This is a genomic window from Desulfobacter sp. (assembly GCF_050177295.1).
The window spans coordinates 1-25,475 of the sequence record NZ_JBFXHE010000020.1 but is presented as its reverse complement, the minus strand read 5'-3'; the positions used below and the strand labels follow the sequence as shown (position 1 = coordinate 25,475).

At 49.5% G+C, this 25,475-nt stretch carries 20 protein-coding genes and 1 pseudogene; 4 read left to right on the top strand and 17 right to left on the bottom strand.

The genetic code is table 11. The annotated features are described in order from the left end of the window. A pseudogene (locus tag AB7U36_RS03180) lies at positions 1-1,093 on the bottom strand (PEP/pyruvate-binding domain-containing protein); the annotation flags it as partial. A gap of 617 nt (positions 1,094-1,710) precedes the next feature. Here AB7U36_RS03180 and AB7U36_RS03175 point away from each other — a divergent pair. The 3 genes from AB7U36_RS03175 to AB7U36_RS03165 are packed head-to-tail and all read left to right on the top strand — an operon-like array spanning position 1,711 to position 5,403. Further along, a complete protein-coding gene (locus AB7U36_RS03175) occupies positions 1,711-3,138 on the top strand; it encodes a methyl-accepting chemotaxis protein (protein WP_428158361.1) in 1,428 nt (475 codons plus the stop codon). Positions 3,139-3,160: 22 nt separating this feature from the next. Beyond that, positions 3,161-4,504 (top strand): M48 family metalloprotease, encoded by a 1,344-nt coding sequence (locus tag AB7U36_RS03170; RefSeq protein ID WP_428158360.1) that lies wholly within the window; start codon positions 3,161-3,163, stop codon positions 4,502-4,504. Then, positions 4,504-5,403 (top strand): M23 family metallopeptidase, encoded by a 900-nt coding sequence (locus tag AB7U36_RS03165; protein ID WP_428158359.1) that lies wholly within the window; start codon positions 4,504-4,506, stop codon positions 5,401-5,403. Before AB7U36_RS03170 ends, AB7U36_RS03165 begins: the two co-directional genes overlap by 1 nt. 52 nt (positions 5,404-5,455) lie before the next feature. On the opposite strand, the gene AB7U36_RS03160 is transcribed toward AB7U36_RS03165, so the two are convergent. The 16 genes from AB7U36_RS03160 to AB7U36_RS03085 all read right to left on the bottom strand — a co-directional run bounded on the left by AB7U36_RS03160 (position 5,456) and on the right by AB7U36_RS03085 (position 24,737). Next, entirely contained in the window at positions 5,456-8,236 is a 2,781-nt protein-coding gene (locus tag AB7U36_RS03160) for an ATP-binding protein (protein WP_428158358.1), read from the bottom strand. 7 nt (positions 8,237-8,243) lie between these two features. Next, complete coding sequence (locus tag AB7U36_RS03155) at positions 8,244-9,050, bottom strand: PstS family phosphate ABC transporter substrate-binding protein (RefSeq protein WP_428158357.1); 807 nt, start codon at positions 9,048-9,050, stop codon at positions 8,244-8,246. Positions 9,051-9,165: 115 nt separating this feature from the next. Beyond that, positions 9,166-10,869, bottom strand: a complete 1,704-nt coding sequence (gene gspE / locus AB7U36_RS03150) for a type II secretion system ATPase GspE (RefSeq protein ID WP_428158356.1) — start codon at positions 10,867-10,869, stop codon at positions 9,166-9,168. 18 nt (positions 10,870-10,887) lie between these two features. Next, the gene (gspD, locus tag AB7U36_RS03145; protein ID WP_428158355.1) at positions 10,888-12,846 is read right to left on the bottom strand and encodes a type II secretion system secretin GspD; all 1,959 of its coding nucleotides are present in this window, start codon (positions 12,844-12,846) and stop codon (positions 10,888-10,890) included. Between the two features lie 64 nt (positions 12,847-12,910). Next, on the bottom strand, positions 12,911-13,459 hold the full coding sequence (locus AB7U36_RS03140) for a hypothetical protein (protein WP_428158354.1): 549 nt from the start codon (positions 13,457-13,459) through the stop codon (positions 12,911-12,913). Between the two features lie 2 nt (positions 13,460-13,461). Next, positions 13,462-14,946, bottom strand: coding sequence for a PilN domain-containing protein (locus tag AB7U36_RS03135; protein WP_428158353.1), 1,485 nt, complete (start codon positions 14,944-14,946; stop codon positions 13,462-13,464). A 3-nt stretch (positions 14,947-14,949) separates the two neighbouring features. After that, on the bottom strand, positions 14,950-16,077 hold the full coding sequence (locus tag AB7U36_RS03130) for a general secretion pathway protein GspK (protein ID WP_428158352.1): 1,128 nt from the start codon (positions 16,075-16,077) through the stop codon (positions 14,950-14,952). Next, positions 16,070-16,780, bottom strand: coding sequence for a PulJ/GspJ family protein (locus tag AB7U36_RS03125; protein ID WP_428158351.1), 711 nt, complete (start codon positions 16,778-16,780; stop codon positions 16,070-16,072). Before AB7U36_RS03125 ends, AB7U36_RS03130 begins: the two co-directional genes overlap by 8 nt. Further along, complete coding sequence (locus AB7U36_RS03120; protein WP_428158350.1) at positions 16,746-17,186, bottom strand: type IV pilus modification PilV family protein; 441 nt, start codon at positions 17,184-17,186, stop codon at positions 16,746-16,748. Before AB7U36_RS03120 ends, AB7U36_RS03125 begins: the two co-directional genes overlap by 35 nt. Beyond that, positions 17,170-17,700, bottom strand: a complete 531-nt coding sequence (locus AB7U36_RS03115) for a pilus assembly FimT family protein (RefSeq protein ID WP_428158349.1) — start codon at positions 17,698-17,700, stop codon at positions 17,170-17,172. Before AB7U36_RS03115 ends, AB7U36_RS03120 begins: the two co-directional genes overlap by 17 nt. After that, positions 17,666-18,154, bottom strand: coding sequence for a type II secretion system major pseudopilin GspG (gene gspG, locus AB7U36_RS03110; RefSeq protein WP_428158348.1), 489 nt, complete (start codon positions 18,152-18,154; stop codon positions 17,666-17,668). Before gspG ends, AB7U36_RS03115 begins: the two co-directional genes overlap by 35 nt. A gap of 253 nt (positions 18,155-18,407) precedes the next feature. After that, positions 18,408-18,848, bottom strand: a complete 441-nt coding sequence (locus AB7U36_RS03105) for a YkgJ family cysteine cluster protein (protein ID WP_428158347.1) — start codon at positions 18,846-18,848, stop codon at positions 18,408-18,410. 59 nt (positions 18,849-18,907) lie between these two features. Next, complete coding sequence (locus AB7U36_RS03100) at positions 18,908-19,942, bottom strand: histone deacetylase family protein (RefSeq protein WP_428158346.1); 1,035 nt, start codon at positions 19,940-19,942, stop codon at positions 18,908-18,910. Between the two features lie 17 nt (positions 19,943-19,959). Beyond that, positions 19,960-20,523, bottom strand: a complete 564-nt coding sequence (locus AB7U36_RS03095; protein ID WP_428158345.1) for a GNAT family N-acetyltransferase — start codon at positions 20,521-20,523, stop codon at positions 19,960-19,962. 6 nt (positions 20,524-20,529) lie between these two features. Then, the gene (locus AB7U36_RS03090) at positions 20,530-23,241 is read right to left on the bottom strand and encodes a PAS domain-containing protein (protein ID WP_428158344.1); all 2,712 of its coding nucleotides are present in this window, start codon (positions 23,239-23,241) and stop codon (positions 20,530-20,532) included. Between the two features lie 35 nt (positions 23,242-23,276). Beyond that, complete coding sequence (locus AB7U36_RS03085) at positions 23,277-24,737, bottom strand: chemotaxis protein CheW (protein WP_428158343.1); 1,461 nt, start codon at positions 24,735-24,737, stop codon at positions 23,277-23,279. Between the two features lie 339 nt (positions 24,738-25,076). Here AB7U36_RS03085 and AB7U36_RS03080 point away from each other — a divergent pair, with 339 nt between their 5' ends. Beyond that, positions 25,077-25,232, top strand: coding sequence for a hypothetical protein (locus AB7U36_RS03080; protein ID WP_428158342.1), 156 nt, complete (start codon positions 25,077-25,079; stop codon positions 25,230-25,232). Positions 25,233-25,475: the final 243 nt, after the last annotated feature.

The following is a 25,475-nucleotide window of genomic DNA, read 5'->3' as shown; positions in this document are numbered from 1 at the left end:
CGGTAATTCTGGCCAGGCCGTTGTCACGGACAAAGTCGTCAAAAATATCTGTGCAGAGGATCAGGGTGTCAGGGATGTTGACAGCCATTTCCGGATAGGCCGTTCCAAGGTCGGGGCGGCGGTTAAGGGTCTGGGCCAGAAAGGCCAGGCCCCTGGCCTTACCACCGATGGATCCGCTTCCGATTCTGGTAAGCCCGGCAGGGCTTGTTTGAACAGGATACTGGTCTTGGGGATGGGGGTTTTGCCCCCGGGCCGGGCGGTCCGCTGCCAGGCTGAGGAAAAACTCATGGAGGTCCCGGTCCAGGTGGTTGGCATTTTTATCCAGAAAGGGAGCCGGGATGCCCTCGGCCATTGTTTTGTTTGTTTTTTCCGCGCTCATGAGCATGATGGGAAGGCCGGGCATTTCCCTGTGAATGGTTGACAGGATGTCAATGCCGGCCCCGGACGCCTCCTTTCCATGCCAGGGGAGCCGGGTATCGGAAAGGACACAGTCAAGGCGTTTTCCAAATTCATGGAACCGGTCCATGGCTGTTTCATGGGAGCCGGCCAGGACAAGCCTGGGCCGCCGGGCACCGGGGAAGGCCGCATCAATTCCCTTGTATACTGCAGAAAGAAAGAACGAGGCGTATTCAAGACTGTCTTCCACCAGGAGAACTGCACGGCGGGTGGTGTCCTTGCAGAATTGGTCCTCAATGAAGCGGACCATGGCATGGAAGATCTCAGGTGTTCCCGACCAGATAAAAATGTGATCCGCATCCTGTTTTAAAGGCCGGTTTTTGAAGCGGCCCGGCTGCACCAGAAGGATTACCGGCAGGCCGGGGCAAAGGGTCTTGATATGCTGTACCGTCATTCCTGTTCTGGCATCCAGGACCTCAATTTCAATGAAAACAAGGTCAAATGCCGCCTTGGGGAGCAGTGCGGCAGCCTCTTCCATGGAAACAGCGTGGGTGATCTCCCAGGGGGGCGGGTGGATATCCGCCTTCAGTCCCGGCAAATGGTAGGGATCGGAAACAAAAAGGATATTTCTGACCTGAAAACCGGGTGTGCGTGGATTTTCAGGTCTGGTTTTTGTTTTTTTGATAATTTTATCCATTTTTATTCGTTTCGGCCCATTTAAAATTCTTAACCACGATAGAAATGCGATGTTTTGCATTTGACTTATGGTGAACATGTTTATTTGAATATTAAAAAGAAAACAACGCGACAAAAATAAGATAAAAATGCGTATAAAAATATAGTTGACCAAAGACTTTGCGGGCAGGGTACATCTGTCTAAAGCCCCGCTGAATGGCGATTTGTGAATAAGCGAATGGCGCAAGGCCTTTCCCCGCTTGCCAGCGTTATGAACGAACTTAAAAAAACAAGATATAGTTTTCCAGATCAATAATTTTCCGCTTAATTCTTAATCAGGAGAGTAACTTGGCAGTTGGTAAACAGTCACCCGGTGTTTAAATTGTTCGAAAAATAATTCCATTGCTTTCGATAAAAAAGTTAAAATCGGTCTATACATTTTTGAATTAAAATGACAATTATGAATTTTTATTAAAGAAAATATATCGATAATTGTAAGAAAGAAAAAATGTCCGTAAAATGGAATAAAAAGAACAAATAATATCAATATGTTGATTTATTTCATAATTTGGCATTCAATTTGCACATAATGGTGGCTGAAGAAATGAAGGGCAGAAGCTAATCCAAAAGGAGATGATCATGTTTTTGGGGTTTATGAGAGAAAAAACGATTGTATCAAAAGATACGAATATGGCAGAAATTAAAAAACGACTGGATCAGACCTGGGATCTGGCTGACAACCATTTTTTAAGCAAATTCGGGGTTGATTCCCAAGTGCAATCAATTTTTAGTTTGGTATTTAACAAACTGAATCACACAATGACCAATACGATGAAAAGCGTTGTGGCCCTTGCCTCGTTGGGTCCGGATCTGTTCAGGATATCCGGTGACTTTAAAAATAAAGTCAGGCTGCAAAGCGAAAAAGCCAATGAAATCGCAAGCGCTGAGTTACGGATTTCCCAAGGGATAGAAAAAATATCCAACCGCACCCAGGATTTAACACAGGCGTTTTCAGGGATCGAAAAAGAGGTCACCCATGCCCTTAATAAAGGTGATCTGTCCATGGCGGGTTTTTCCGATATTCAAAAACAGGTCAGCGTATTAGTAGATGCCATCCAGGTACTCAAAGAGAACTCGGATTCTATTAGTTCCATTATTGATGTGATAAACAATATCTCTGATGAAACCAATATCTTATCTTTAAACGCCAGAATTGAAGCGGCAAGAAACCACGGAGACGGCCGGGGGTTTAAAGTTATTGCAGAGGAAGTTGGAAACCTGGCCCACCAGTCAAAAAGTGCCACCCAGGATATTCAAAACCGTCTTAATATTTTGCAGGAAAAAATAGTTCGAACCGTGGATGCTGCAGGACAGGTGGCCCAAAATGTAACCGGATGCGAGCAGCAGATCAATGAAGCCAATGCCGCCTTGAATAATGTCTGTTCCGGGTTTGGTGCCCTTTCCGGAAATCTTGCTGAAATCAATGAGGCTGCAGAACGTCAGGCCGAGGACGTCAGGCAGGTTTCGGCAAATGTTGTCGAAATTGAAGCCGCTCTGGCCGATCAGGTCAAGGATGCTGACACGATCTTTGGTATTGCGGAGCAAGTCAATACAGTGTGCGACGAAATAGTTCTCAGCACCGGCGTGTTTCATCTGGCAGGCCATCAGAAAGCCGGGCAAGCCGTTGAAAAGGCTTCGAAAGAATCGGCGATTCGGGTAGGTTCCAGAAAAGATCGGGATGCGGCCCTGGCTCGCCTTTTGGATCGGATGCCTTTTGCAGAGCTGGCTTATGTCACAGATGCCGCCGGAAAGCAGGTTTCTTCCAATATTTATGCCCGGGCATTGGCAGATCAGGCGGGGCTGGAAGAGGGGTATGAAAAAAACTGGCGGGAAAAAGTGTGGTTCACCACACCGGCCAGCACAGGCGACACCTTTATTTCAGAGGTCTATCGGTCTTCTGCAACCAAGGCGTTCTGCTTTACCGTGTCTGTTCCTTTAAAAGAAAATGATCGATTTGCCGGAGTGCTTGGCATCGACATTAATGTAAAAGATATGCTCAACATATAAGGAATCTAGCTCCGGGAGGACTATGGAACAGACTGAAAGCACCGGAATGACCCGGCGGGACTTTTTGCATGGCTGTACAGCAACTGCCGCAACCCTGGCAGGAGCGGTACTTTTCCAGGGGTGTGCCATTGATCCGGTCACCGGAAAGAAGCAGTTGATGCTTGTGAGCCGGGATCAGGAAATATCCATGGATAAACAGCAGTCGCCCTTTCAATTTTCTTCGGACTACGGTGTAAGCCTGGATAAAGGACTGAACCAGTATGTTTCCGGCGTGGGCAAATCCATGCTGCCCCAGGTGCACCGGCCCGACATGCCCTATAATTTCCAGGTGGTCAATGCCACCTATATAAACGCCTATGCTTTCCCCGGCGGCTCCATCGCCGTGACCCGGGGAATTTTACTGGAACTTGACAATGAGGCGGAGCTGGCCTCTCTTCTGGGGCACGAGCTGGGTCATGTCAATGCGCGGCATACCGCGGAACAGCAATCCAAAGGACAGATCTCGTCCATTCTGGTGGCAGGCCTTTCAGTGGCAGCAGAGAGCCAGGGTGCAGGTCTGGGCGATTGGACCCAGAAGCTTGGAGACCTGGGTCAGGGGCTGTTTCTTTCAAAATACTCCCGGGATAACGAACGTGAGGCCGATGCATTAGGGCACCGGTACATGGCCCGGTCCGGATACAACTCCAAAGGGTTTACCGGCCTTATGGAAATGCTCAACCAAATGAATACCACAAAGCCCAGTTCAACCCAGATGCTGTTTGCCACCCATCCCATGAGCCGGGAACGGCTGGACTCCGCCAGAAACAGGGACAGCGGAATATACCGGGACACCCATTCCCTGAGCCTCTACCGCGATCGGTATATGGACCACACAGCGGATTTAAGGTCGCTGAAACCCATGATCGCCAAACTCCAGGAGGCAGATAAGTTCCTGGGCAAAGAACAGTATGACAAGGCCGAGAGTGCGTTGATGTCTGCACTCAGATTAAAAGACACTGATTATACGGCCCAGGTGATGACAGCCAAGTGCATGCTCATCAGAAAAAAGAATCAGAAAGCCGCTTACCATGCCGGCCTTGCCAAACAACTTTCTCCCCGGGAAAACCAGGGACATTATATTTCAGGGCTTTCCAATCTGGCGTTAAAGAAACCCATGCAGGCCCATGCGGATTTTGCTGCATGCAGCAGGCTGCTGCCGGGAAATCCCCAGACAACATTTTACCAGGGCTACGCCCTTGACATGGCCGGCAGAACACAGCCGGCAGCCCGGGAATATGCGGCATATATCAAAGCAGTCAATTATGCGTCAAATAAGTACACCCAGTATGCGTATAAGCGGCTTAAAGCATGGAATTATATTAAATAATGAAACGCTTGGCTGCTGTTTTACTTACTTGCCTTGTGATCACTGCCATCAGTCAGGCAGAATCCCGCACGGATGGCAGAAAGGGCATCGTCCTTGCCCACCCGGAACAGGCGGGCATGGGACAGCCTTTCCTTGTTCGCTTGACATCTGCCCAGGCCTTTGACAGGGTTTCTGTCCATTGGATGGGCCGGGTGGTGGTGCCGTCAGTGGCCCAGTGGAAGCAATGCCATGTGGCAATTGCCATGCTGGGAACAGATGTACTCACCATCAAGCCAGGCACCCAGACACTTTTGGTCCGGGCCTGGTCAGGGGGAAAGGAGACGGTCTGGCATCGGTCAGTGAAGATTGTTACCCGGTCGTATCCTCGCCAGGAGCTGAGTCTGCCGTCAAAGATGGTGAGTCCTCCCGGGGCTGAACTGGAGCGGATCAAGGCGGAAAGGATTCGGACCCAGAAGGCCAAAAACACCTGGTCAGACCAGCGGTTATGGCGACTGCCTTTTCATCAGCCAGTGGGTGGGAAAATTACCAGCACTTACGGCCTGCAGCGGGTGCTGAACGGCAAACCCAAGGATCCCCACCGGGGACTGGATTTCAGGGCACCCTCAGGCACGGCTGTGGAAGCGGTGGCAGACGGCAGGGTGATCCTGGCCGAATCCCACTATTATGCCGGTAACTCCATGTATATAGACCACGGCAACGGTGTCATCTCGCTATACTTTCACCTGAGTGAATTCGAGGTGTGTCAGGGGGACATTGTAAAAAGGGGGCAGATTATCGGACGGGCCGGATGCACGGGACGGGCCACGGGTCCCCACCTTCATCTGTCCATATCTGCTCAGGGGCAACTGGTGGATCCAGCGCCGTTGTTTGAGGAAACAACCGACCAATTGATCAGGTAAAACGCGTTTGGGCAAAGATGACGAACCCAGGCAGGCATTAGGCCCATGGCCCTTAGGATAGAACATCTGTGGAATTCAAAACCTTCCGGATTACCTGTGACATCTCTTTTAGTGAAATGGGCTTCATGACAAAGGCGGCAATACCGTTTTCACATGCCTTTTGTTCATCCATGAGATCGCTGTAGGCGGTACAGACCATAACAGGAATATCGCTGCGAATGGCTTTGACCGCCCGGGCGAGATCAGCACCGGTCATGCCGGGCATGGCCATGTCCGTGAGCACCAGATCAAAGGAGTCAGGATCTGATTCAAAGGCCCCAACAGCCATCAGGGGATCGGTAAACGCCTTGACCTGGTATCCGATCCGGGTGAGCACCCGGTTAAAAATCTGGCTCAGCCTTTTGTCATCATCCACTAGAAGAATTGTTTCGGCTCCGCCTTTAATATCAAAGGGTTCAGAGGTCTTCTCCGGCTCAGGGGCGTGTTCTGTCAGGGGTAGGTAAACACAAAAGCGTGATCCCTTCCCGGGGGTGCTGTCCACCTGAATTGCCCCGCCATGGTCATTGACAATGCCCATGACCACAGATAGTCCCAGGCCCGAGCCTTTGCCCACACCCTTGGTGGTGAAATAGGGGTCAAAGATACGGCTGAGAATGGTGGGTGGAATGCCGGCACCGTCATCTGAGATGTCGATCCTGACGTATTGACCCGGTTTAAGATCCCCATGGCTGACAGGCTGATCCGGGTTCGGGGTCGTAATGCAGACCCTGATCTCTATGGACCCTTTCAGGTCTTCCATAGCCTGATAGGCATTGATGCACAGATTCATAATGATCTGGCTGATCTGGATGGGATCGGCCATGACAAACAGGCCGGCGGCTTGAATATCATGGATAATCCGAACCGAACTTGGAATGCTGGAGCGCAGAAACTTTATGGATTCCCGGATGATCTGTGAAACGTCAACGGCTTGGAGGACCGGGGATGATCCCCGACTGAAGCTGAGAAGCTGAGCAACAATTTCCTTGGCCCTGAGGCTGGCCATTTTCACATCATCCAGATATTCCCTGAGGGGATGGTGGGGATCAAGCTCATCCAAACTCATCTCGGTGTTGCTTAAAATAATGGTCAGAATGTTATTGAAATCATGGGCAATGCCGCCTGCCAACGTTCCAATGGTCTCCATTTTCAAAGCCTGTTTAAGCTGATTTTCCAGCTTTTTTTTCTCCGTGATATCTTCAAATTCAATGAGGAAGCAGTCTCGCTCTTTAATCCGAATGGACACACTGTAGAGCAGAATCTTGATGCAGGATTCCCCATTGACCATAATATCCATTTCCCACCCGTCTGTGCTCCTTTCCCGGATCAGTTTTTCGAGCAGGGACAAGGTGTTATCCTCAAATCGGAATCCCAATTGCTCCGGGTTTTCTCCTATAATCTCATGCTTGGGACGCTGGCAGACCTGGCAGAATTTGTCATTGGCATCCATGAACAGACCATTGGCCTGTCTGATCAGTCCAATGGCCTGGTGGGAGGTATTGAAAAGGGTTCTGAACTTTTTTTCACTGTCTCTTATAATCCTTATCTGACGGGTATTTTGTTCTTCCAGGATTTTGAGGCTTTTTACCATCAGGTTCATTGAACGGGCCAAAATGCCGGTTTCATCCCGGGCGCTTTCATCCAGAACAGGGGTAAGGTCGCCCGAGGCGATCCGGTTGGACATCCTGGCAGCCATGGCCAGAGGACTTGCAATTTTTCGACTGATCAACCCCATGAGGGTGATCACCAGGACCGCGACCATGGCGGATATGACAAGGGTGGTCATCAAAATCCGGTTCCGTGTCGCGTCTCCTGCGGTTATGATCTTATCGCTGGCCTGCCGGATTATGGCAGCAGGCTCTCCCATTAGAATCCAGGCGTCTGACAAGGCCCTGGATACGCCAATCCCGGTTTGGGAAAAGAATGGTTCAAGGGGAACCGTCCTGATATGGAAGGCTTGTTTTCCAATGGGTATTGGTCTTAACAGGTCCGTTGCCAAACCGCTGTTCCGGAAGGCGGCTGGTTCCAGGGGGCCGACGGCCTTCTCAACCTCGGTCCGGCTGTCGGGAATGCCGGCCCAGATCAGGGGTGCCCCCTGGTCCAGAACCATGGACAATTGACCTGTGGTTTCGGAAAAAAAACCAAAGGGCTTGGACAACCTGTTCACGGTGGCGCCGCTTAAAACATATCCAAGGGGTTCGTCCATGAATTCGTTGGGGATCACAGCCAATGACAGGAGCATCAGGGCGCTGTCACGACCAAGAGCATAGCTCTTGCAGGTATCTGTGTCCCATTTTTCGAATAACGCCACCGCACCGGTCTGGGTCAGGTCCCTGGCGGCAATGGCCTGACGGAAGTATGAACCCATGTCCAGGGCTTTAAAGTCTGCTTCTGGACAGGCCTCGTCAATGATACCTGGATAGGCGCTCAGCGCACTTCCCCTGGTGTCAAAAACCACCATGAAATCAATATCCGCCCTCTGGCAGGTGGCTGCCATACGTGCAAACAAGGCCTTCCACTGGCCGGTGGCGATATTGATCCTGGTCCCGTTATGCCGGCTGATATCTGTGGTATTCCGGTTGATCTGAAGAATGTGGGAAGTGACAGCGTTGAGCAATAGTTTTTCCCCGGTTTCCAGGCGGTGCCCGGACTGCTCGGCAAGCTCTGTAATCAGTTCCCGGGTCTGGGTTTCAAGACCTTGGTTCAAAAGGATCAGAACCCCGGAAACCGTCAGCACCATGGCCAGCAAAACCATGGCTGTGGCGGAAAACACTATTTTTTTCCCGATGCTCATCTTTTTCCTAGTTTGCCGGCAGGCCCCCGGTATCCCTGATGGCCTTTCTTGCGCCGGCAGAAGAGAGAAATTCCACAAAGCGTTTTAAGCTGCCCTGATAGTTTTCCTGTTTATAAACCAAATCAAGGGGCCCGAAATAGGGGTAAGCAGGATCGGAGGGCGCAATACCGTTGATCCGGACCACATGGATGGACAAAAGGTTCATGACATCTGCCAAAGTCCCATAGGCAATGCTGTTTTTAACATGGGCACAGGTATCAACGGTTTCCTGGTCCGTATAGGTAATCTTTGCCACCTGGGTCGGGGTCATGGTGGCGAATCCGGGCAGACGGTCAATCAATACGTTCAAGGAACTGTCTCCCTCCTCCCGCCGGATAACCCGGATGGGGCCCGTACCGGCATTCAACACCTCCCATGTCCGTATGGTTCCGCTGTAAATGGCGCAGGCCTGTTCCGGCGTAATGCTGTCCAGAACCACACTGGCATGGGTATAAAAAATGATAGGCAGTTTTGCCAGGGGGGTTTGGGTCAGCCCGTATTTTATCTCCTTGTCTGCAATACCCCGTGCCACCCGTCCCAGCAGATATTCACCTTTGCCCACTGCCTTTATGGCACCGCCGGAACCGATACTCGGGGGAACAAGAACCCGGATATCGGGATTTTCCCTGGTAAAGGCCTTGCCCACGGCCTGGATCACAGGCATTCCAGCGCCTGTGCCCACGATAATCAGCTCTTTTTCCGCCGCAATGCCTGGCTGGGCAAATGCCGCCCCTCCCATAAAACAAACAAAAAGAATCAGGCTATGGTATTTCACGACTTTCCCCGTTTGGTGATTGAAATAGTAAGGATCATATCCAAAAATTTAAACGTCATTGATAATGATTTTACCTTTCCTTAACCAGCAATCGGCCATAACCAGAGGATAAGACCTATTCCTGGGTGACGCGCAACACCTCCCGAAGGGAAGTGATGCCCTGGGCCACCTTGGCCAACCCGTCGCTTCTCAGGGTTTTCATTCCTTTTCTGACCGCAGCCGCCTTGATCAGGTTGGCGTCCGAGGTTTCCAGGATAAGTGATTTCAGCGCCTCGCCCAGGGGCAGAATCTCCATGATGGCCTGACGTCCCAAATACCCTGTGTTAAAGCATTTGGGGCAGCCTTTGGGCCTGAACACCTTCTGCCCCGGGGAAAGGCCGTTTATGCTTTCAAAACTGCTGAGATCCGCATGGGACAGGGTAAATTGCTCCCGGCAATGGGGGCAGAGCACCCGGACGAGACGCTGGGCAATCACATGGTTCACCGAAGAGGTGATCAGGTAGGGCTCAACGCCCAGGTCCACCAGCCGGGTCACCGCACCCGGGGCATCGTTGGTGTGAAGGGTGGAAAACACAAGGTGCCCGGTCAACGCCGACTGAATCGCAATCTCAGCCGTTTCAATATCGCGGATCTCACCAATGAGAATGACATCCGGGTCCTGGCGGACAATGGATCTGAGTCCCCGGGCAAATGTCAGCCCGGTTTTGGGGTTGACCTGGATCTGACCCACACCTTTCAGGTTGTATTCCACCGGGTCCTCAACCGTGATAATAGACCGGTCCGGGGTGTTGATTTCAGACAGCCCTGCATAAAGGGTGGTGGTCTTTCCGCTGCCCGTAGGGCCTGTAACCAGTACAATGCCGTGGTTCTGCCGGAAAATATCATGCAAATGCCGTTCATTTTCACAGGACAGGCCGAATTGCGAAATCTTCATGAAATATCCTGACTTGTTCAACAACCGGATAACCAGGCGCTCGCCGAAATTGGTGGGCACTGTGGAAATACGCATGTCAATTTCCTGGTTTCCCATCCGGACCTGGGCCCGACCGTCCTGGGGTATCCGCTTTTCGGCAATATTCATCTTGGCCATGACCTTAACCCTGGAAATCAGGCTGGACTGGAACATTTTGGGCGGGCTCATCATGGGGTAGAGTATTCCGTCAATACGGTACCGGACAATGAGTTCATCCTGGAACGGTTCGATGTGAATATCGCTGGCACCCGCCTTGACCGACTGGGAGATCATTTGGTTGACCAGGCGGATAACCGGGGCATCGCTGGTGTCATCCAAAAGATCTGCGGTCTGCTCAATGTCTTCAATGTGGAGGAATCCATCGTCTTCCATGTCGTCCATAAGTTTCTGGACATTGTGCCCGTCCTGATCAAAAATCATGTTAACGGCACTTAAAATCTGGGCTCTTGTGGCCAGGGCCAGGGTATAGTCCCCAACAAAGCCTGCATGCATGGCCACTTCATCCACATAGCTTAAATCCGATGGATCATTCAACGCAATGACCGGACGTTTGTTTCCAGGCTTAAGCGGAACAATAAGATTTTTTTTCAAAAATTTGCGGGTAAGCGTTCCGGACACGGACAGATCCGGATTTAAAAAAGCGATATCTTCCAGAAAGTCAATGCCGTAGATCGCCCCTAACGCTTTCAGGGCCTGGGATTCGGACACAAGCTTGGTGTCGCAGGCCATGTCCTGCATCCGGGCCGGGTCCCTGGCACAGGCCGCCTTGATTTTTTCCCTTTGTTCAGGGTCCAGGGTGACAACTGTTGTAAGCTGGCCAATAAACTGCTGGATTAATTTTTCCATATCACTTCAATCAATCACTCAATTCAAAAGAATGCTTTTCATGGGCGCATCTTCATCATACAATTTGATTTCCTGTTTATGAAGTTCGTCCATCTCATCCTTTTTGTCCTGATAAATCTCTTTTGCCTCCAGGGTATTTTTAACCACCCTGGGGGTCAGGAAAACAAAAAGATTGGTTCTGTCACTGCCCGAAGACTGGCTTTTAAATGCATTGCCCAGAACAGGGATATCACCCAGACACGGCACCCTGCCCACTTCCTTGCTCAGACTCTCGTCAATCAGCCCGCCAATCACCACGGTATTGCCGTCCTCCACAATAATGGTGGTTTCAAGTTCTCGTTTCAAGGTGGTGGGCCGGTCCGCATTGGTGGTGTTTGCGGTGTCCAGTTTGGTGACTGTCTGATAGAAATCCAGCCTTACCAGCCGGTCCTGGCTGATGGACGGGGTGATTTTCAGGGTAATGCCCACGTCCTTGTATTCGTATGAACTATAGGTGGTGGAAGAAGATTCGGCAGCGGACCGGGTCTGGTAGGCCACGTTTTTGCCGATGGTGATGGTGGCTTCCTCGTTTTCCGTGGTCAAAAGCTGGGGCGTGGACAAAATCTTCACATCTGAATCTTCCTTGTATGCCCGGATAATGGCCTGGTATGACGGAAAGGTCACCCCGCCGATTTTAAGGGTTTTACCTATAACACCCATGGAAAAACCGCTGGGAAGCACCCCTTTTCCCACAGAGGCCAAATTTCCGGAATCCGAAGCAGTGGTGCCGAATCCGCCAAAGGCGCCATTGGCGTTGCCGTGGACTTTTCCGGCAGCCTGCCATTCCATGCCGAAATCAAGGGACCGGGCCGCATTCATCTCCATGAGCATACACTCAATATAGACCATGGATCTTGGCACATCCAGTTTTTTGATAACTTCTTCCAATACCGGATAATCATCTTTATCCGCAATAATAATCAGGGAATTGGTCGCCTTGTCAGCTGTGATTTTGATGTCATCGGACAAAAGGGGCGCCTTTTTCTGGCCATCTTTTTTTGAATCACTGCTGCTCTTTTCGGGAATTTCCTGGAGCACAGCGGCCAGGTCCTCGGCAATGGCATGCTCAAGATAATAGACCCGGATTTTTTCTTCTCCTTTGGGCACCTCTTTGTCCAAAGCATCCACAAGTGCTGTAATCTGTGCGCTTTCTTGTTCGCTGGCCAGAAGGATAATGGAATTGGTCCGCTCATCCGCCACCATCTCCACAGAAAGGTCATCACTGCTATTTTTTCTTTTTAAAGCTTTTTTTGTTTTTGCTGAATAAATTTTGGTCAGATTGGTGACCATCTTTTCCGCATCTGCATATTTGATGGGCAAAATGGTGATTTTGCGGCCCACCCCTTCCACATCAATGGTCTTGATCAGCTTGAGCAGCCGGTCAATGCTGGAAAGGGTTGCTGTGGCAATGAGCATATTTGAGTCGGCATGGGATAAAAGGATACTGCCCTTTGCAAGCATGGGAGATAAAAGGGATTTAAGCTCATCGGAACTTGCATAAGTCAGGGGGATAAGCCGGGTGACCAGTTTATCTGATGTCTGTTCAGCATGCATGGCCACACGGGTGTCCACATTGTCGCCCCTGGCATCTGCAGCAGGAATGATCTTGACAACGCTTCCGGTTTCAACCGTGGCAAACCCGTAGATATCCAGCACCGATTCAAACACCTTGTATGCGTCATCCACAGATATTTTTTCAGGAGAAACAATGGTCACCTTTCCCGTCACCTTGGTGTCCACCACAAAATTTTTCCGGGTCAGTTTGCTGATGAATTTAATGAACACACCGATGTCAACATCATTGAAATCCATGGACACATATCCTGATTCGTCCTGGTTTTGTGCTGCCTGCACCGGAAAAATCCCGGCCAGAAATAACACCACAAGGATTAAGCAGATGTGTTTCAGCGTGAAAGCGTTGCTATGGTCCTGCAACATATGTATTCTCCTTTGGTTGTTCACCGGCACTTTTCTTTATTGCCGGTAAAGCAGACAACAGGCGTTACGATCTGTTTTCTTTTTCTGCTTTTAACGCCAGGGTCTGGGTTTCAATGACTGCGTCCAGAAACTGGCCCCTGTCACCGGATTTTACCAGGGACAGGGAAATGACAGACACGCCATGGGGTGACGTTTCAATTCTGACAAGGAAATCCACCAGGCCTTCCAAATATACCTGCCCGAGCTTGACCGTTACCCGGGAAATTATATAATCGCTGTTTTCCATGTCCTGGGAAAAAGGTTTCATATAGGCAACATTTTTTTTCACGAGACTTTTAGATGACAGGGACTCCAGAAAGGAAAACAGCGTAAACCCGGGGTCTCTTTTTTTAAGTGCCCCTTTTTCCAGGTCAAAGCTTTCAGTGTATTGCCGGCATGTCATTTCAAGGGTCTGCATCAGCTTGATATCCCGGGCTTTGGAAACCACCTTTTTTTCAAGCATTGCCCGCTTGTCCACGGCCGGCAGGTAAACAAACCAGACAAGACTGAACAGCGCAAGAAAGACTATGCCTGCGCCTATAAATTTTTTATCCCGTTTTGACAATTCAAACATATTCAGAGCTCAATAATGAATTTAATGTCCTCCCGGTTGCCGCCCTTTCCTGCCACTGCACTGCCGATAGTCACCCTTTTGAAAAACAACGACTTTTCAATGAAGCCCTTGACCTGATCAATGGTATTATAATTATCCGCAGATCCGGACAGAATCATCCGCTCCTTATCCAGCATCAGCCGGTCCACCTGGATGTCCACGGTTGCCGGGATACAAAGGGAGAGTTCAAGCAGGATATTTCCGGCCTGCACATGGCCCAAGGTTTCAGCATCGGCATTGGCAGATCCGCCCCGGGTCAGTTCCCCCACACTTGCCTGCATGAGCAGCAAAGGATCAATGTTTCCGATCTGTTTATCCGGAAATGTCTTTTTATAAATGGCGGTCATGGCCTGGTTTTGCTGATCAATCTGTTTTTCAAGCCGTGATATGTCCATGTGGATATTGACCATGAGCAGAATAAAGGCCAGCAGGGCCAGGGCAGAGCAGCTTGTGATATATCCCGCGTATGCCCGGATGAATGAATCTGCGCCATACTTCCCCTGGCACATGTTCAGCATTCCTATATCCGGGGAGATCAATGCAAGATTTTGGGCAAGATTCCGGGCAAGGCTCTGGGATAGATCCACAATGGCCGGCCCGGCCAGTGGTTCCTGTTGTTCCGGTTCTGACATATCCTGGCCGGTAACGTCGGACTGGAACTTAACAATATCTGCAAGAGATTTATGCATCCCCTTTTGGGCGGATTCGTCAAAATCACCGGAAATATAAATATGAAAGGTATCGGTTACACCAAACCGCTGCCAGAATCCCAGAAGCATCTGCCTGATGGTCTGGGCCGCCAGTGGAGGCTCCGCGTTCCCGGCAAGGGTGCGAACCTGCATAATATTTGCCTGGGCCACCAGGATTAAAGCCATCTGGCATCCGTCCATGTCCAGGAAAATAAAATTTTTCCTTTCTTTGTTCTGTTTAAGAAAAGAGGCGACCATGGCCAAGGGGCCGGGAGTAATGGCCACGGGTTTAAGCCCGGCAGCTGTAAGGCTTGCATGGTAGGACTTAAGTATCTCCTCCTCAATGGATCCGGAAAATACCAATGGGGCCGAATCTTGTGTTTTCAGTTCATACCGGAAAAAATCCGTCACCACAGGCCCCAGCTCTTTCGGGAACCTGGTCTTAAGTTCCAGGGGCAGGACCTGCCGGATTTTTGACCGGGATGTAAAGGGCAAGCTGATATGCCGAAAATAAAACCGGTCGGCCGGCAAAAGAAGCATGGCCTGGACCGTGGTATCCTTGTTAATAACCGGGTCAATGCCCTGGACAACAGATGCCAGTCCCGCATCAAACAGGGTCTGATCATCCCCAACCGTTGCCAGATCTTCATAGGCCACACGGGGCAAATCCTGAACCGTATGGGATTTGCCGCGCCCGTCCACCAGCCAGGCATCAATCCCTGTGCGATTTTCCCGGATGATCAAAAGGCGGTCGGCCATGGTCTATCCTCTTTCCATTTGAAGAATCCGGCAGAACCATTTGCCTGTCCTCTCCTGTTTTTCCCGTTTAATTACAGCGTGCAAGGTCACCTGACAGCCATTTTTTTCTGCCGTACAGTTGGCGCTGAAAACACTGCTTGAATAGGTAATCATCTTTTCAAACGCCTTTTTTTCATCATCACGCAGAGCAATGACCTCCTCAAACCACCCGGTGCCAAGGGTATGGGTATATTCCTGGCCCAGACTTGCCTTTTCAGACCGATAATCGGCAAGATCCTGGGCATTTATGTCCCGGCCTTCGGGCAGAAGCGCCGCAAGTACCGCCACAGGAGCGGTATTGATATTTACCGTGCCTGAAAATGAAAACCGGTTCTCTTCCGAATCCTGGTCCTCTGAAAGGCCGTATGCGGTGAACATCTCTTTTGCATCCGCCTGGACAGACCCATCCATCCCCTGACTGATATATGACGGGGATAAAATTGAGTCAACAACCCCTTTGACAAGAAACAATTCACTGATATGCCTTAAGGGACCATTGGCACAGGCATAAGGCAGATCCAGGGATTCATAATAGTTTGACTCAGCCCCTGTCAACCCTGTTATGGCATCATCGTCCTTGGCGTCAAGCCAGTCCTTGAGCGCGTTGACAATTTCAACGGCCCTGCCGGCATCTTCGGGCTTGTCTTCCGGGGCTGCCAGGGTTAAAAACCGTTCCAGCACCACCGCCTGACCATCATTGAGTTCATGTCCGGGAAATTGTTTAAGCAATGCATTTAACTGCAATTTTCCCATTTCATCGGAAATTTTCAGGGATAAATTTGCCGGATTTAAGCCCATGGCGGTCATGGCCAAGGCAATCTGTTCCGGGTCCGCCCATGGTTCCTGGATGGAATCAATCTCATTATCAGCCCCGTCCAGGGCCAGAATCATCATGGCCAGATGAATGCCGGACATGGCCATCTCCCGGGCTGCAAACATATCATTCTCGGCAATGGTCCCGGACGCCGCCTGCGTTGCAAGACGCCCGGCCTCCAACGCCACCACACAGAGCATGGCAACCACAGCTATGGTGGCAATCAGGGCCATACCCTTTTGATTGCTGTAAATTTGATTGCTGTAACTATTATTCACCGGTCTGCCCCTGTACCGGTAAAACCACGGCAGTTTCGTATATCTTTTCTTTGTTTTCACTTTTCAGGGTCAACCCGATATTCAGTACACAAGGGATGGATACCCCGTCGCGGTCTTTATCCGCATCCCAGTCCTGGTGTTCATTGCGCTGGGCATCAATGAACTCAATGGTAAATCCGGTGATATGTTCTGCAAGGACCGGATCTGAGCACGGGTCTGGGTCCTTATCACTGCCGACGGGACGTTCGGCCCGGCAAAGGTCAAACAGCCCCTGGCTGTTCTTACGAACGTAATAGGTTATCCTGACTACACCGGACGGTCTGCTGCGGCCGGTTTGAAGTCCTGAAAGAGAGGCAAATTCAAGGGTGGAAAAAGTCATTCCCCCCACACCAGTCTCTTTGCCGGTCATCTGAAAAGGATCCACATCCTGATCATCGGCACTGTTCTGGACGCGTGTTATCCTGGATTCCGGCACGTACATGCAGGTAAGGTCATCCAGAATTCTTCTGAATACATCCCTGGCCCGTTCATTATAGCCAACACCCTGTGCAATGGACTGCCCTGTGGATATAAATGAATTAAAAGACGAAAACAGCATGACCATGACAAATGAAAAAATAACAAAGGTCACCATCAGTTCCACCAGCGTGAATCCACTGTCTGTGGGGTTAGCTTGCAGGGGCATACCTGAATGTTTCAACATGATAGGACCGGTTTCCCTGCTGCCTTGTGATTGTCAGATCAATTTTTTTCAATGTGCCGATCTTGTCGGCAAAATCCGGCATGATATCAGAGAAGTTAGCGTTTACATCCGTCACCTCACAACGCCATGCATACCCGTCAAACGCCTGGCCAAACTCGCCTTTGACCCCGGGATCATTCATGGAAAGCTCAATTTGGGCAAGGGCCTTGGCTGCAAGATACCGGGATGTTGTCTGGAAATCATCGGCCCCGGCAAGGCTGATGGTTCCGGACTGCATCCGGAACAATGCCACCATGACCGTTGCAATAATGGCCATGGCCACCATCATCTCGATCAGGGTAAAGCCGGCTTCGGCCGGCCCCTGACAGCCGTCATATTTCCCTAATTGATCATATGCAGTCGTCATAAGACACATATTTGTCGATCAGATGAATTTTTTTTTGAAACATGCATATTTGAATGGTCATCTCCTGACGCTGTTCCCGGACATGAATCAGGACCCGGTCTGAATACCCTTTGCTGAAAAAACAGATGCGTTTGTCATCACTTGCCCGGCCGGCGTCATCCGGGAATTCCAGATTGATCAGTTGCAGATCACTGTCCAGGGACAGGCCATTATTTCGGGCAGCCTGACAGGCATCCTCATCCATTGTGTCATCCGTGACATACATTTTTCCGGAACCGGAATCCATATAAAGGGTAAACGTTTTATTTTCCTTCATGGCCTTAAGCTTTAAATTCTCCAGGAAAAGAATCAGACCGGATACGTGATCAGAAGCGTTTGAGGTTAAATGAATCTGCCTGAACAATGGGATTGAAAACAGCAGAATAATGGTGAAAATGCCCACCACCACCATCAGTTCAACAAAGGTGAATCCGGAATGGTTATTCCTGATCTTCCCAGTTGGTGATATCCGCATTGATGCCCTCCCCTCCTGATTCTGTGTCCGCACCATATGAAATCAGGTCAAAGGTGCCGTGGACACCGGGACACAGGTATACATACTCGGTCCCCCAAGGATCTTTGGGCATTCTTTTCTTCTCAAAATACCCGTTTTCATTCCAGTTGCGGGGTACAGGATCGGTGGTCGGCTTTTCGATCAGGGCCAAAAGGCCCTGTTCCGTTGTGGGATAAACCCCATTGTCCAGTTTGTACATTTTAAGGCTGGTTTCAATGGCGGCAATGTCCACCCGGGCTTTGACGATTTTCGCCTTGTCCGCCTTATCCATATACCTTGGCACAATGGCACCGGCCAGAATCCCCAGAATGATGACAACCACCATCAGTTCAATAAAGGAAAAACCGGCCTGATTTCCAATCTGCCTGCTGTACTGCCTGAAAAATTTTATGCATATCTGTTCTATCATTTTCATTTATGACCGCCTGTAGTTGTTGCCTTTCAGCCCGTTAGACAAGGATTTTTAAATCCCCCGATTTGAGTGGATTATTAATAAAATAAGGATAAATAACAAGAAAAAAACAGAGTCCAGGTTCGGTGGAAGCAGATGAAAACCCATTTCCATCAGGTGATATGCCTTGCCTGAATGATTTTAAACCTTTCAGGGGCGTTTGTTTTTCAACAGACCGGTTAACCGGGCCACTGCTTTCCCTGCCGGGCATGCCTCGTCAGGGTATGGTTTTTAATGGCAGTCCGAAACGGTCTTTCCCCAGCAGATGCATGGCATCCGTCCCAAAGATATTTTGAAGGGACCCGTCAGCAAGGTTACACCTGAATCCCCGGCAGGATTCAGGCCTGTAGTGGTAGATTTTGCAGAAATATTTGCCGTTACGTTTTTGTAAAAAAACGCACCCGGTTTGATCCGGATGAATCATATACAGCCTGCCCTGGGCTGCCGCTTGTTTTGAAAGTTCCTCCAGGGATTTGTTCCGTAATGCATCCAGCGACAGGCCAACGCCAACATAGCCGCCCATTTTTTGAATAAATTCAGTTTCTTCCGGTTTGAGCAGCACTTTTCTATACCGTTTACAACAGGCACCGCATTTACGGCATTCGTGGAACAAGGAGTTCAATTCCGCGGCCGGCACCGTATTTTCGTCACCAGACATCCGTACTTCCTTATCAATCAACAAAATCAATCAACAAGGTCAGATTGTATCACTTTAAATTACAAGGTCCAGAACTGTTTTAACGGGTGATCTGCCAGCACCCTGTCTGCCCGTTTGGCCTGCATAACCCCCACTGGCTCAACCCTTGTTTCCAGAAGTCCGTCCAGAGTGGCCAGTATAGACGCCTCCAGGCAGTCAGGATTGTATCCGCCTTCAAGGATCAAAAGCAGGCGGCTATCGCATACCTGTTTTGCATGGAAACGCAGCATCATGGTGATGTTCCTGAACCATCTGGTGCTCAGACGAATCTGGCTGATACTGTCATCAACATGTCCGTCATATCCGGCTGAGACCAGAATAATCTGGGGAAGATACTGGGCACATACGGCATTAAGCAACTGGCCGAGAAGAAAGGTATACTCGCTGTCGCCAAACTGTGAAAACACCGGCACATTGATGGTATACCCAAGGCCTTTTTCCACGCCCGTTTCCTCTGCGCACCCTGAAAAAGGGAAAATGCCTTGTTGATGAATAGACAGCACCATCACTTCATTGGTATCGTAGAATACATCCTGGGTGCCGTTGGCATGGTGGGCATCAAAATCCACGATTAAAATGCGGCGTAAGCCATATGTATGCCGCAAATATTCTGCGGTGATGGCGATATTATTGAGAATACAAAATCCCATGCCCCGCCCGGTACTGGCATGATGCCCCGGGGGCCTGACAAGGGCAAAACCCTGGTCCAGTTTTCCGGCCATGATCTGATCCGCCAGGTTCATGCAGCCGCCCGAGGCAAGCCGTGCCGTGATAAGGGAATCCTCCATCAGGTAAGAATCCCTGTCATAGGAAAAAGGATCGGAATGAACCGCATGTTTCCGGATCTGATCCAGGTAAAAAGAGGAATGTACTGCCAGAACCTGTTCAATAGTTGCTTCCCGCGGCTCAATGACCTGGCACCGTTCGGTATATCCGGACAGGCTTAAGGTCAGATAAAGGCTTCTCACCCGGTTGGGATTTTCAAGGCTTGCCAAAGGAATGCAATGGTGTAAATAACGCTGGTCAAACACCAGCCCGGTACGCAAATCAGTCATCTTTGCCGGTTGCTGCTCTATTCATTGTGGTACCGGTAAATAGGATGACGCGCAAACGTTTGCCCGGACAGGGTAAAAAGCAACCCGTTCCGCATGATGTTCTGGTCCTGGTACTGGACAGCCTCCTGCATCTCAAATCCAAGCTTAACAAGACATCGCTGCTGGGGAATATTATTTATGTCAGTATACATTTGCACCTGCCGGATGTTTTCATTTTCCATTAAATGTTTGATCAAAAATTTCTGAGCCTCCGTGCCATACCCTTTGTTCCGTTCGCTTTCCCGCGCAATTTTAACGGAGATGACAACCGTACTGAACTGACCGGACACAGTCCAGTACCGAATGGATCCAATGGGGGTTCTCTTTTTTAACCACACCATAAACCGTTTTTCTTTATCGTTCCATAAGGCACCCGATTCCAGTTGATGGATCAAGTGTTCAACATCAAGATTTTCAGGAGAAAGGTATGGGCCGTTGGCTTCCAGAGCATGGCTCCATTCAGCCAGCAGTTCAAGATCGCTCACGGCCAGCTTTTTCAGGCACAGCCGTGAGGTAAATATACAATTGCCATAAAATGCCATTTTTAATCACATGGAACGGATTGCAGCACTCAATTCCTTACTGGATCGGGCCAGTTTTTCAAGGGCAGCCATTGTTTCGTTAATGGAGCCGCCCACAAGGTCAGCAGAAGACTTATTCTCATTTGACGCGGCCACCACGCCTTCGATCTGCTGCTTAACTTCCTGACCGTTGTCGCTCAGTACATCTGACTTTTTATCAATCTGGTCAATGGCACTGGATATCGTTTCAATACCTTCGGAAATTTTATCCATGGAGTCAAGGGCGCTTTTTATCACTTCGCTGCCCTGGCCAAGCATTTTCATACCATCTTTCATGGACTCTATGGTATCCCGGGATTCCTCCTCCACTTTCTTCACAATATCGGCAATATCCACTGCGGATCTGGATGAATTTTCAGCAAGTTTTCGCACTTCATCCGCCACCACCGCAAAGCCCCGGCCTGCATCCCCGGCCCGGGCCGCCTCAATGGCTGCGTTAAATGCCAGAAGATTGGTCTGGGAGGCAATGTCCTTTATAATACCCACAAAACTGCCGATTTTTTTCAACTGGCTGACCAGGTTGACAACCATTTGATTTGACGCTTCCATGGACAGATTAATGGCCTGCATTTTTTTACCGGCTTCTGAGCCTGCCTTTTTTCCGGCCGCCGCATCCTGGGCCACATTTGTTGCCATCTTGCTGGAATCTGTTGTCAAAGAGACCATTTCAGACGCGGATTGCACCATGTACTGAATCACGTCCATTGATTTTGCCAGGTCCTTCACTTCCTTTTCAATGGTGGTATTCATGGTTAAAACATTGGCGTTTGCGTTTTCCATCTTGGCTAAAGAATCTGAAACCAGGGAAGAGACCTCCTCACCGGCCGCGTTGATTAATCCCTCTACCTGGAATTCCCGGGCCACGTCCACTGCAAACTCCAGCCCGCCCTTGATATTGCCTTTGGCGTCCTTGATTGAAACGCTGGTAATCTTCAGGGGCACCTGCCTGGTGTTTATATTGGCCATGGCTTGTTCCGTGAACACAGAACTGTCGCGCATGGCCATTCTCACCCCGCACCTTTCCGAATTACAGCGTTCTGTGCAAAACAGGTCATAGCATTTGCGTCCAATGGCATCTTCCACAGAAAGCCCCAGCAATCCAGCGCCGGCCGGGTTGATATAGGTAATGTTGTGGTTCAAATCCACCGCATGAATGGAATGGGGAATCACGTTTAAATTTTCTATTTTTTCGGCAGCCTCCTGCCGCTGACGTGCTTCTTCTGTAATATCCAGAATAAATTCCAGGCCGCCTTTAATGTTGCCCTTGGCATCCTTTATGGGAGCGCCTGTATATTTGATGGGCATGATCATCCCGTCTCTGGGACGCGCAATGGTCTCTTCATAGACAACCCGATCCTCTAACATGGCCCGGCCAACCGCGCATTTTTCCGTACGGCAATGGGGGGTTCGAAACAGGTCATAACATTTTCTGCCAATGACCTCATCCACCTCAAGTTCGGTGATTGCCGCCCCTGCCGGGTTGATATAAGTGATCGTAAATTCGGTATCAACGGACATAATCGGCGTAGGAATGGCATTGAGGTTTTCAATTTTTTCATTGGCAGCCTGGCGCTGGGTCGCTTCTTCGCTCACATCCATAATATACTCAAGCGCCCCTTTAATATTCCCTTTGGCATCCTTGATGGGGGCGCCGGTATATTTGATGGGTATGATGACGCCGTCTTTAGGCCGGGCAATGGTTTCGGCACTGATCACCGAATCCGTTTTCATGGCGCGGGCACAGGCGCATTGCTCTGTGCGGCAATGGGGGGTTTTAAACAGATCATAGCACTTTCGGCCCATGGCTTCGTCCGGTGTCAGGCCGGCCACGGCCGATCCTGCCGGGTTCATGAAAGTGACGTTGAACTCGCTGTCAATGGCCATAATGGGTGTGGGAATAATGTTTAAATTGTTGATTTTTTCATTGGCCATCTGGCGCTGGGCCGCTTCTTCGGTCACATCCACAATGTATTCCAGGGCCCCTTTAATGTTCCCTTTGGCATCCTTGATGGGGGCACCGGTATATTTGATGGGTATGATGACGCCGTCTTTAGGCCGGGCAATGGTTTCGGCACTGATCACCGAATCCGTTTTCATGGCACGGGTACAAGCGCATTGTTCGGTACGGCAATGGGGGGTTTTAAACAGGTCGTAACACTTTTTGCCCACGATTTCGTCCGGTGTCAAACCCGCCACTGCCGCCCCTGCAGGATTCATATAAGTCACCGTAAACTGGGTATCAATTTCCATTATAGGCGTGGGAATGACGTTAAGATCGGTCTCCATTTGGGATAACCTGGATTTCAGCGCTTTGACCGATGTGATGTCCCGCAGGGAGATCAGGGTTCTTTCTGTTTCATCCGGTATGGGAGCAGTCATGGATTCGTACCAGGTAAGCGCATCTGCGTCACCTTTAAAAAATATTTCGGCACTGGTACGCTTACCAATGCGCCTGGATTTGGCAACAGGGCAGTTCTTGGTTCCACAGAACTGGGAGCAAATCACCTCCTCGCAGGTTATTCCTTTTTGAATTTGTTCCTTTGAAACACCAAATGCAGTATAAAATGACGCGTTGGCCCAGGTAACGGACATCCCCTTATCCACCACGCAGCACGGGTCTGCCATCAATTCAAGGCATGCTTGATTAAATGATTCCAGATCCTTATTGGAATCTGACATGATAATTCTCCTTTAATGGTTAGGACCGCAGAAACCTATTGTTCAACAGTCAAAGCTTGTCCGCAATTTAGATGATTGCAAACCAGATTACGGATATTAATTACTAATACATGCTTTTGCCCCCCTTCTTGATCAGAAAAATCAATCAAACGATCCACCGTATCTTTCTTGGCCTGAAATTGCTCATTAAGGGAAGGGGTATCAAAATGTTGTTCCTGCTTATATATGGTATTTATATTATCAACCTCAAGAGCCACGGTCACAGACTCAGTTCTGCATATGATCAACTGTTCTCCGGATCTGTTGCGATCCGGGTATCCGTAGAAGCGGCGCATGTTTACCACAGGGACCACAATCCCTCGTAAATTAATGACTTCGGAGTCGTGCCCCTGGGCGGAAGGTATCGGCATAACCGTGTCCCTATGGATAATTTCCTGAACATCCCTGATTTGAACCGCGAAAAGTTTTTCAACAGTAAACACCAGATAGCCGTTTTCGGTGATCAGATGATGGGCCGCTGTTACCTCTTCTGTTTTTTCACTTCTGTCTTTCATATGGGCCATGGATTGCAGCGTTTCCACATGGTTCTGGATCAATTTGTCAACATCAAGCAGCATAATGCTCGACGCCTGGCCTGTTTCATAAAGACCTGTCACACTTTGCTGTTCCCGGAAAGGCATGGGCAGAATTTCGTGGGTGCCCACAGTTAAAATCCGGTGTACCGTATCCATAATCATGCCAAAACACACATCGGTGGCTTCCAGAATCAAAATACGCCGGGTATCATCATTTTTTTCCAGTGCGTGTTGAGAAGCGGTTTTTCTCTCCAGCAGCACAAAGGAGTCAACCACAGGAATCGTACGGCCGCGAAGTCGCAGCGCCCCTTCAATACACCCGTGGCAAAACGTTTTATCCACTGATTTGAAATAGGTTAACTCTTTGGCATGCTCCACAGGCACACCGTAATCCTGACCGTCACAGGTAAAAATAATAAACCGGCGATAGACCCTTTGCTGTTTTTCCTCTTGTGCCTGTCCCTGGCCATCTGCTTGCGGCAACAGGCTTTCACCTTCAAAAAGCCGGTTTAAATCCAGAAGCTCCAGATTTCTTGTGCCCCGGCAAATCAAACCTGAAATCAAACACGTTTTGGAAAGCAATACGTTGGGGATGGCAGAAATCTGCTCCGGTGCCACGCGCAATACATCCAGAATATCATCAAAGAGAAGGCCAAAGCGGTAACCGGCAAGTGAGACCACCGCCACTCTGGCATTTTCATCATATGCGGTTTCATCAAACCCAAATCTTTTTTTTAAATTGATCACCGGAATAACATCTTCTCTAAGACGCATGAAGCCCTCGAAAAAATCGGCACTGCCGGGCACGGGCTCGATAGGGCGAACGTTTGTTGCCTCAATAACACTCAGTGCGTCAACTGCTATGTCAAATCCTTTGGAGCGGTCCAAAAGAAACGATGCGAAAAGTTGTTCGCTATTCATGACAATCATCCCCACGTTTTATTTATGATCCGGGCTGGATGTTGCGAGATGCAACATTATTCCTAATAACTTCATTGACATTGCTCTATATAAGATGTGAACCAGCTATTTTGTCAAGTCATAATTACTTTTGTACAAAAAATTCTTTTTACTCAACTGAAGAGGTGGTATAAAGTGCAGGAGCTGACGGTCCGCCACAACGGTGGAAGCACTATCCCCGTTGAACTCGGTCAGTTTAAGCCGGTGTGCTGGCCTTCTTTTATTAAAAGAAGGACTTGGGGCAAAAAATATCATCAGATAAGGACCGCGGATTAAATCCCAAACAAAGGAGACCATTGGATGAATACATCAGATATTGATCGAATTGATAGCGCATTGGCAATCAATATTCTGATGAATACCATGCTCACAAAAATCATGGCAACTGCGGCAAAGGTGATCATTCTGGATATCCAGGGGGGGCTGCCGTGGATACAGCCGCGGCCAATCAAATGAATTTTGCCTCAATTATACAAAGCAATTGAAGACGAATTTTTACAAATCGCCTTTTCGCTGGCAGATTCCCAGGAGGAAAAAACAATCCTTACCGGGGAAGGAAATATCTGGCAACGGATAAATGTCCGAACTGGCGTAATTCAATGACTGAATTTTTTTATACTCGATGATCCAGTTTTTAAAAATTGACATGGAACGTAGCTACCAGTTATTATCCCCATGTTAACAGAATGCTTTATATTT

Excerpts from the sequence above, each read along its gene's own strand:
- AB7U36_RS03135 (WP_428158353.1), bottom strand. The coding sequence starts at position 14,946 with ATGGCCGACCGCCTTTTGATCATCCGGGAAAATCGCACAGGGATTGAT.
- AB7U36_RS03105 (WP_428158347.1), bottom strand. The coding sequence starts at position 18,848 with ATGTCTGGTGACGAAAATACGGTGCCGGCCGCGGAATTGAACTCCTTG.
- AB7U36_RS03170 (WP_428158360.1), top strand. The coding sequence starts at position 3,161 with ATGGAACAGACTGAAAGCACCGGAATGACCCGGCGGGACTTTTTGCAT.
- AB7U36_RS03090 (WP_428158344.1), bottom strand. The coding sequence starts at position 23,241 with ATGTCAGATTCCAATAAGGATCTGGAATCATTTAATCAAGCATGCCTT.
- AB7U36_RS03085 (WP_428158343.1), bottom strand. The coding sequence starts at position 24,737 with ATGAATAGCGAACAACTTTTCGCATCGTTTCTTTTGGACCGCTCCAAA.
- AB7U36_RS03100 (WP_428158346.1), bottom strand. The coding sequence starts at position 19,942 with ATGACTGATTTGCGTACCGGGCTGGTGTTTGACCAGCGTTATTTACAC.
- AB7U36_RS03165 (WP_428158359.1), top strand. The coding sequence starts at position 4,504 with ATGAAACGCTTGGCTGCTGTTTTACTTACTTGCCTTGTGATCACTGCC.
- AB7U36_RS03120 (WP_428158350.1), bottom strand. The coding sequence starts at position 17,186 with ATGACGACTGCATATGATCAATTAGGGAAATATGACGGCTGTCAGGGG.
- gspG (WP_428158348.1), bottom strand. The coding sequence starts at position 18,154 with ATGAAAATGATAGAACAGATATGCATAAAATTTTTCAGGCAGTACAGC.
- AB7U36_RS03140 (WP_428158354.1), bottom strand. The coding sequence starts at position 13,459 with ATGTTTGAATTGTCAAAACGGGATAAAAAATTTATAGGCGCAGGCATA.
- AB7U36_RS03095 (WP_428158345.1), bottom strand. The coding sequence starts at position 20,523 with ATGGCATTTTATGGCAATTGTATATTTACCTCACGGCTGTGCCTGAAA.
- AB7U36_RS03125 (WP_428158351.1), bottom strand. The coding sequence starts at position 16,780 with ATGTTGAAACATTCAGGTATGCCCCTGCAAGCTAACCCCACAGACAGT.
- AB7U36_RS03115 (WP_428158349.1), bottom strand. The coding sequence starts at position 17,700 with ATGCGGATATCACCAACTGGGAAGATCAGGAATAACCATTCCGGATTC.
- gspD (WP_428158355.1), bottom strand. The coding sequence starts at position 12,846 with ATGTTGCAGGACCATAGCAACGCTTTCACGCTGAAACACATCTGCTTA.
- AB7U36_RS03160 (WP_428158358.1), bottom strand. The coding sequence starts at position 8,236 with ATGAGCATCGGGAAAAAAATAGTGTTTTCCGCCACAGCCATGGTTTTG.
- AB7U36_RS03175 (WP_428158361.1), top strand. The coding sequence starts at position 1,711 with ATGTTTTTGGGGTTTATGAGAGAAAAAACGATTGTATCAAAAGATACG.
- gspE (WP_428158356.1), bottom strand. The coding sequence starts at position 10,869 with ATGGAAAAATTAATCCAGCAGTTTATTGGCCAGCTTACAACAGTTGTC.
- AB7U36_RS03080 (WP_428158342.1), top strand. The coding sequence starts at position 25,077 with ATGAATACATCAGATATTGATCGAATTGATAGCGCATTGGCAATCAAT.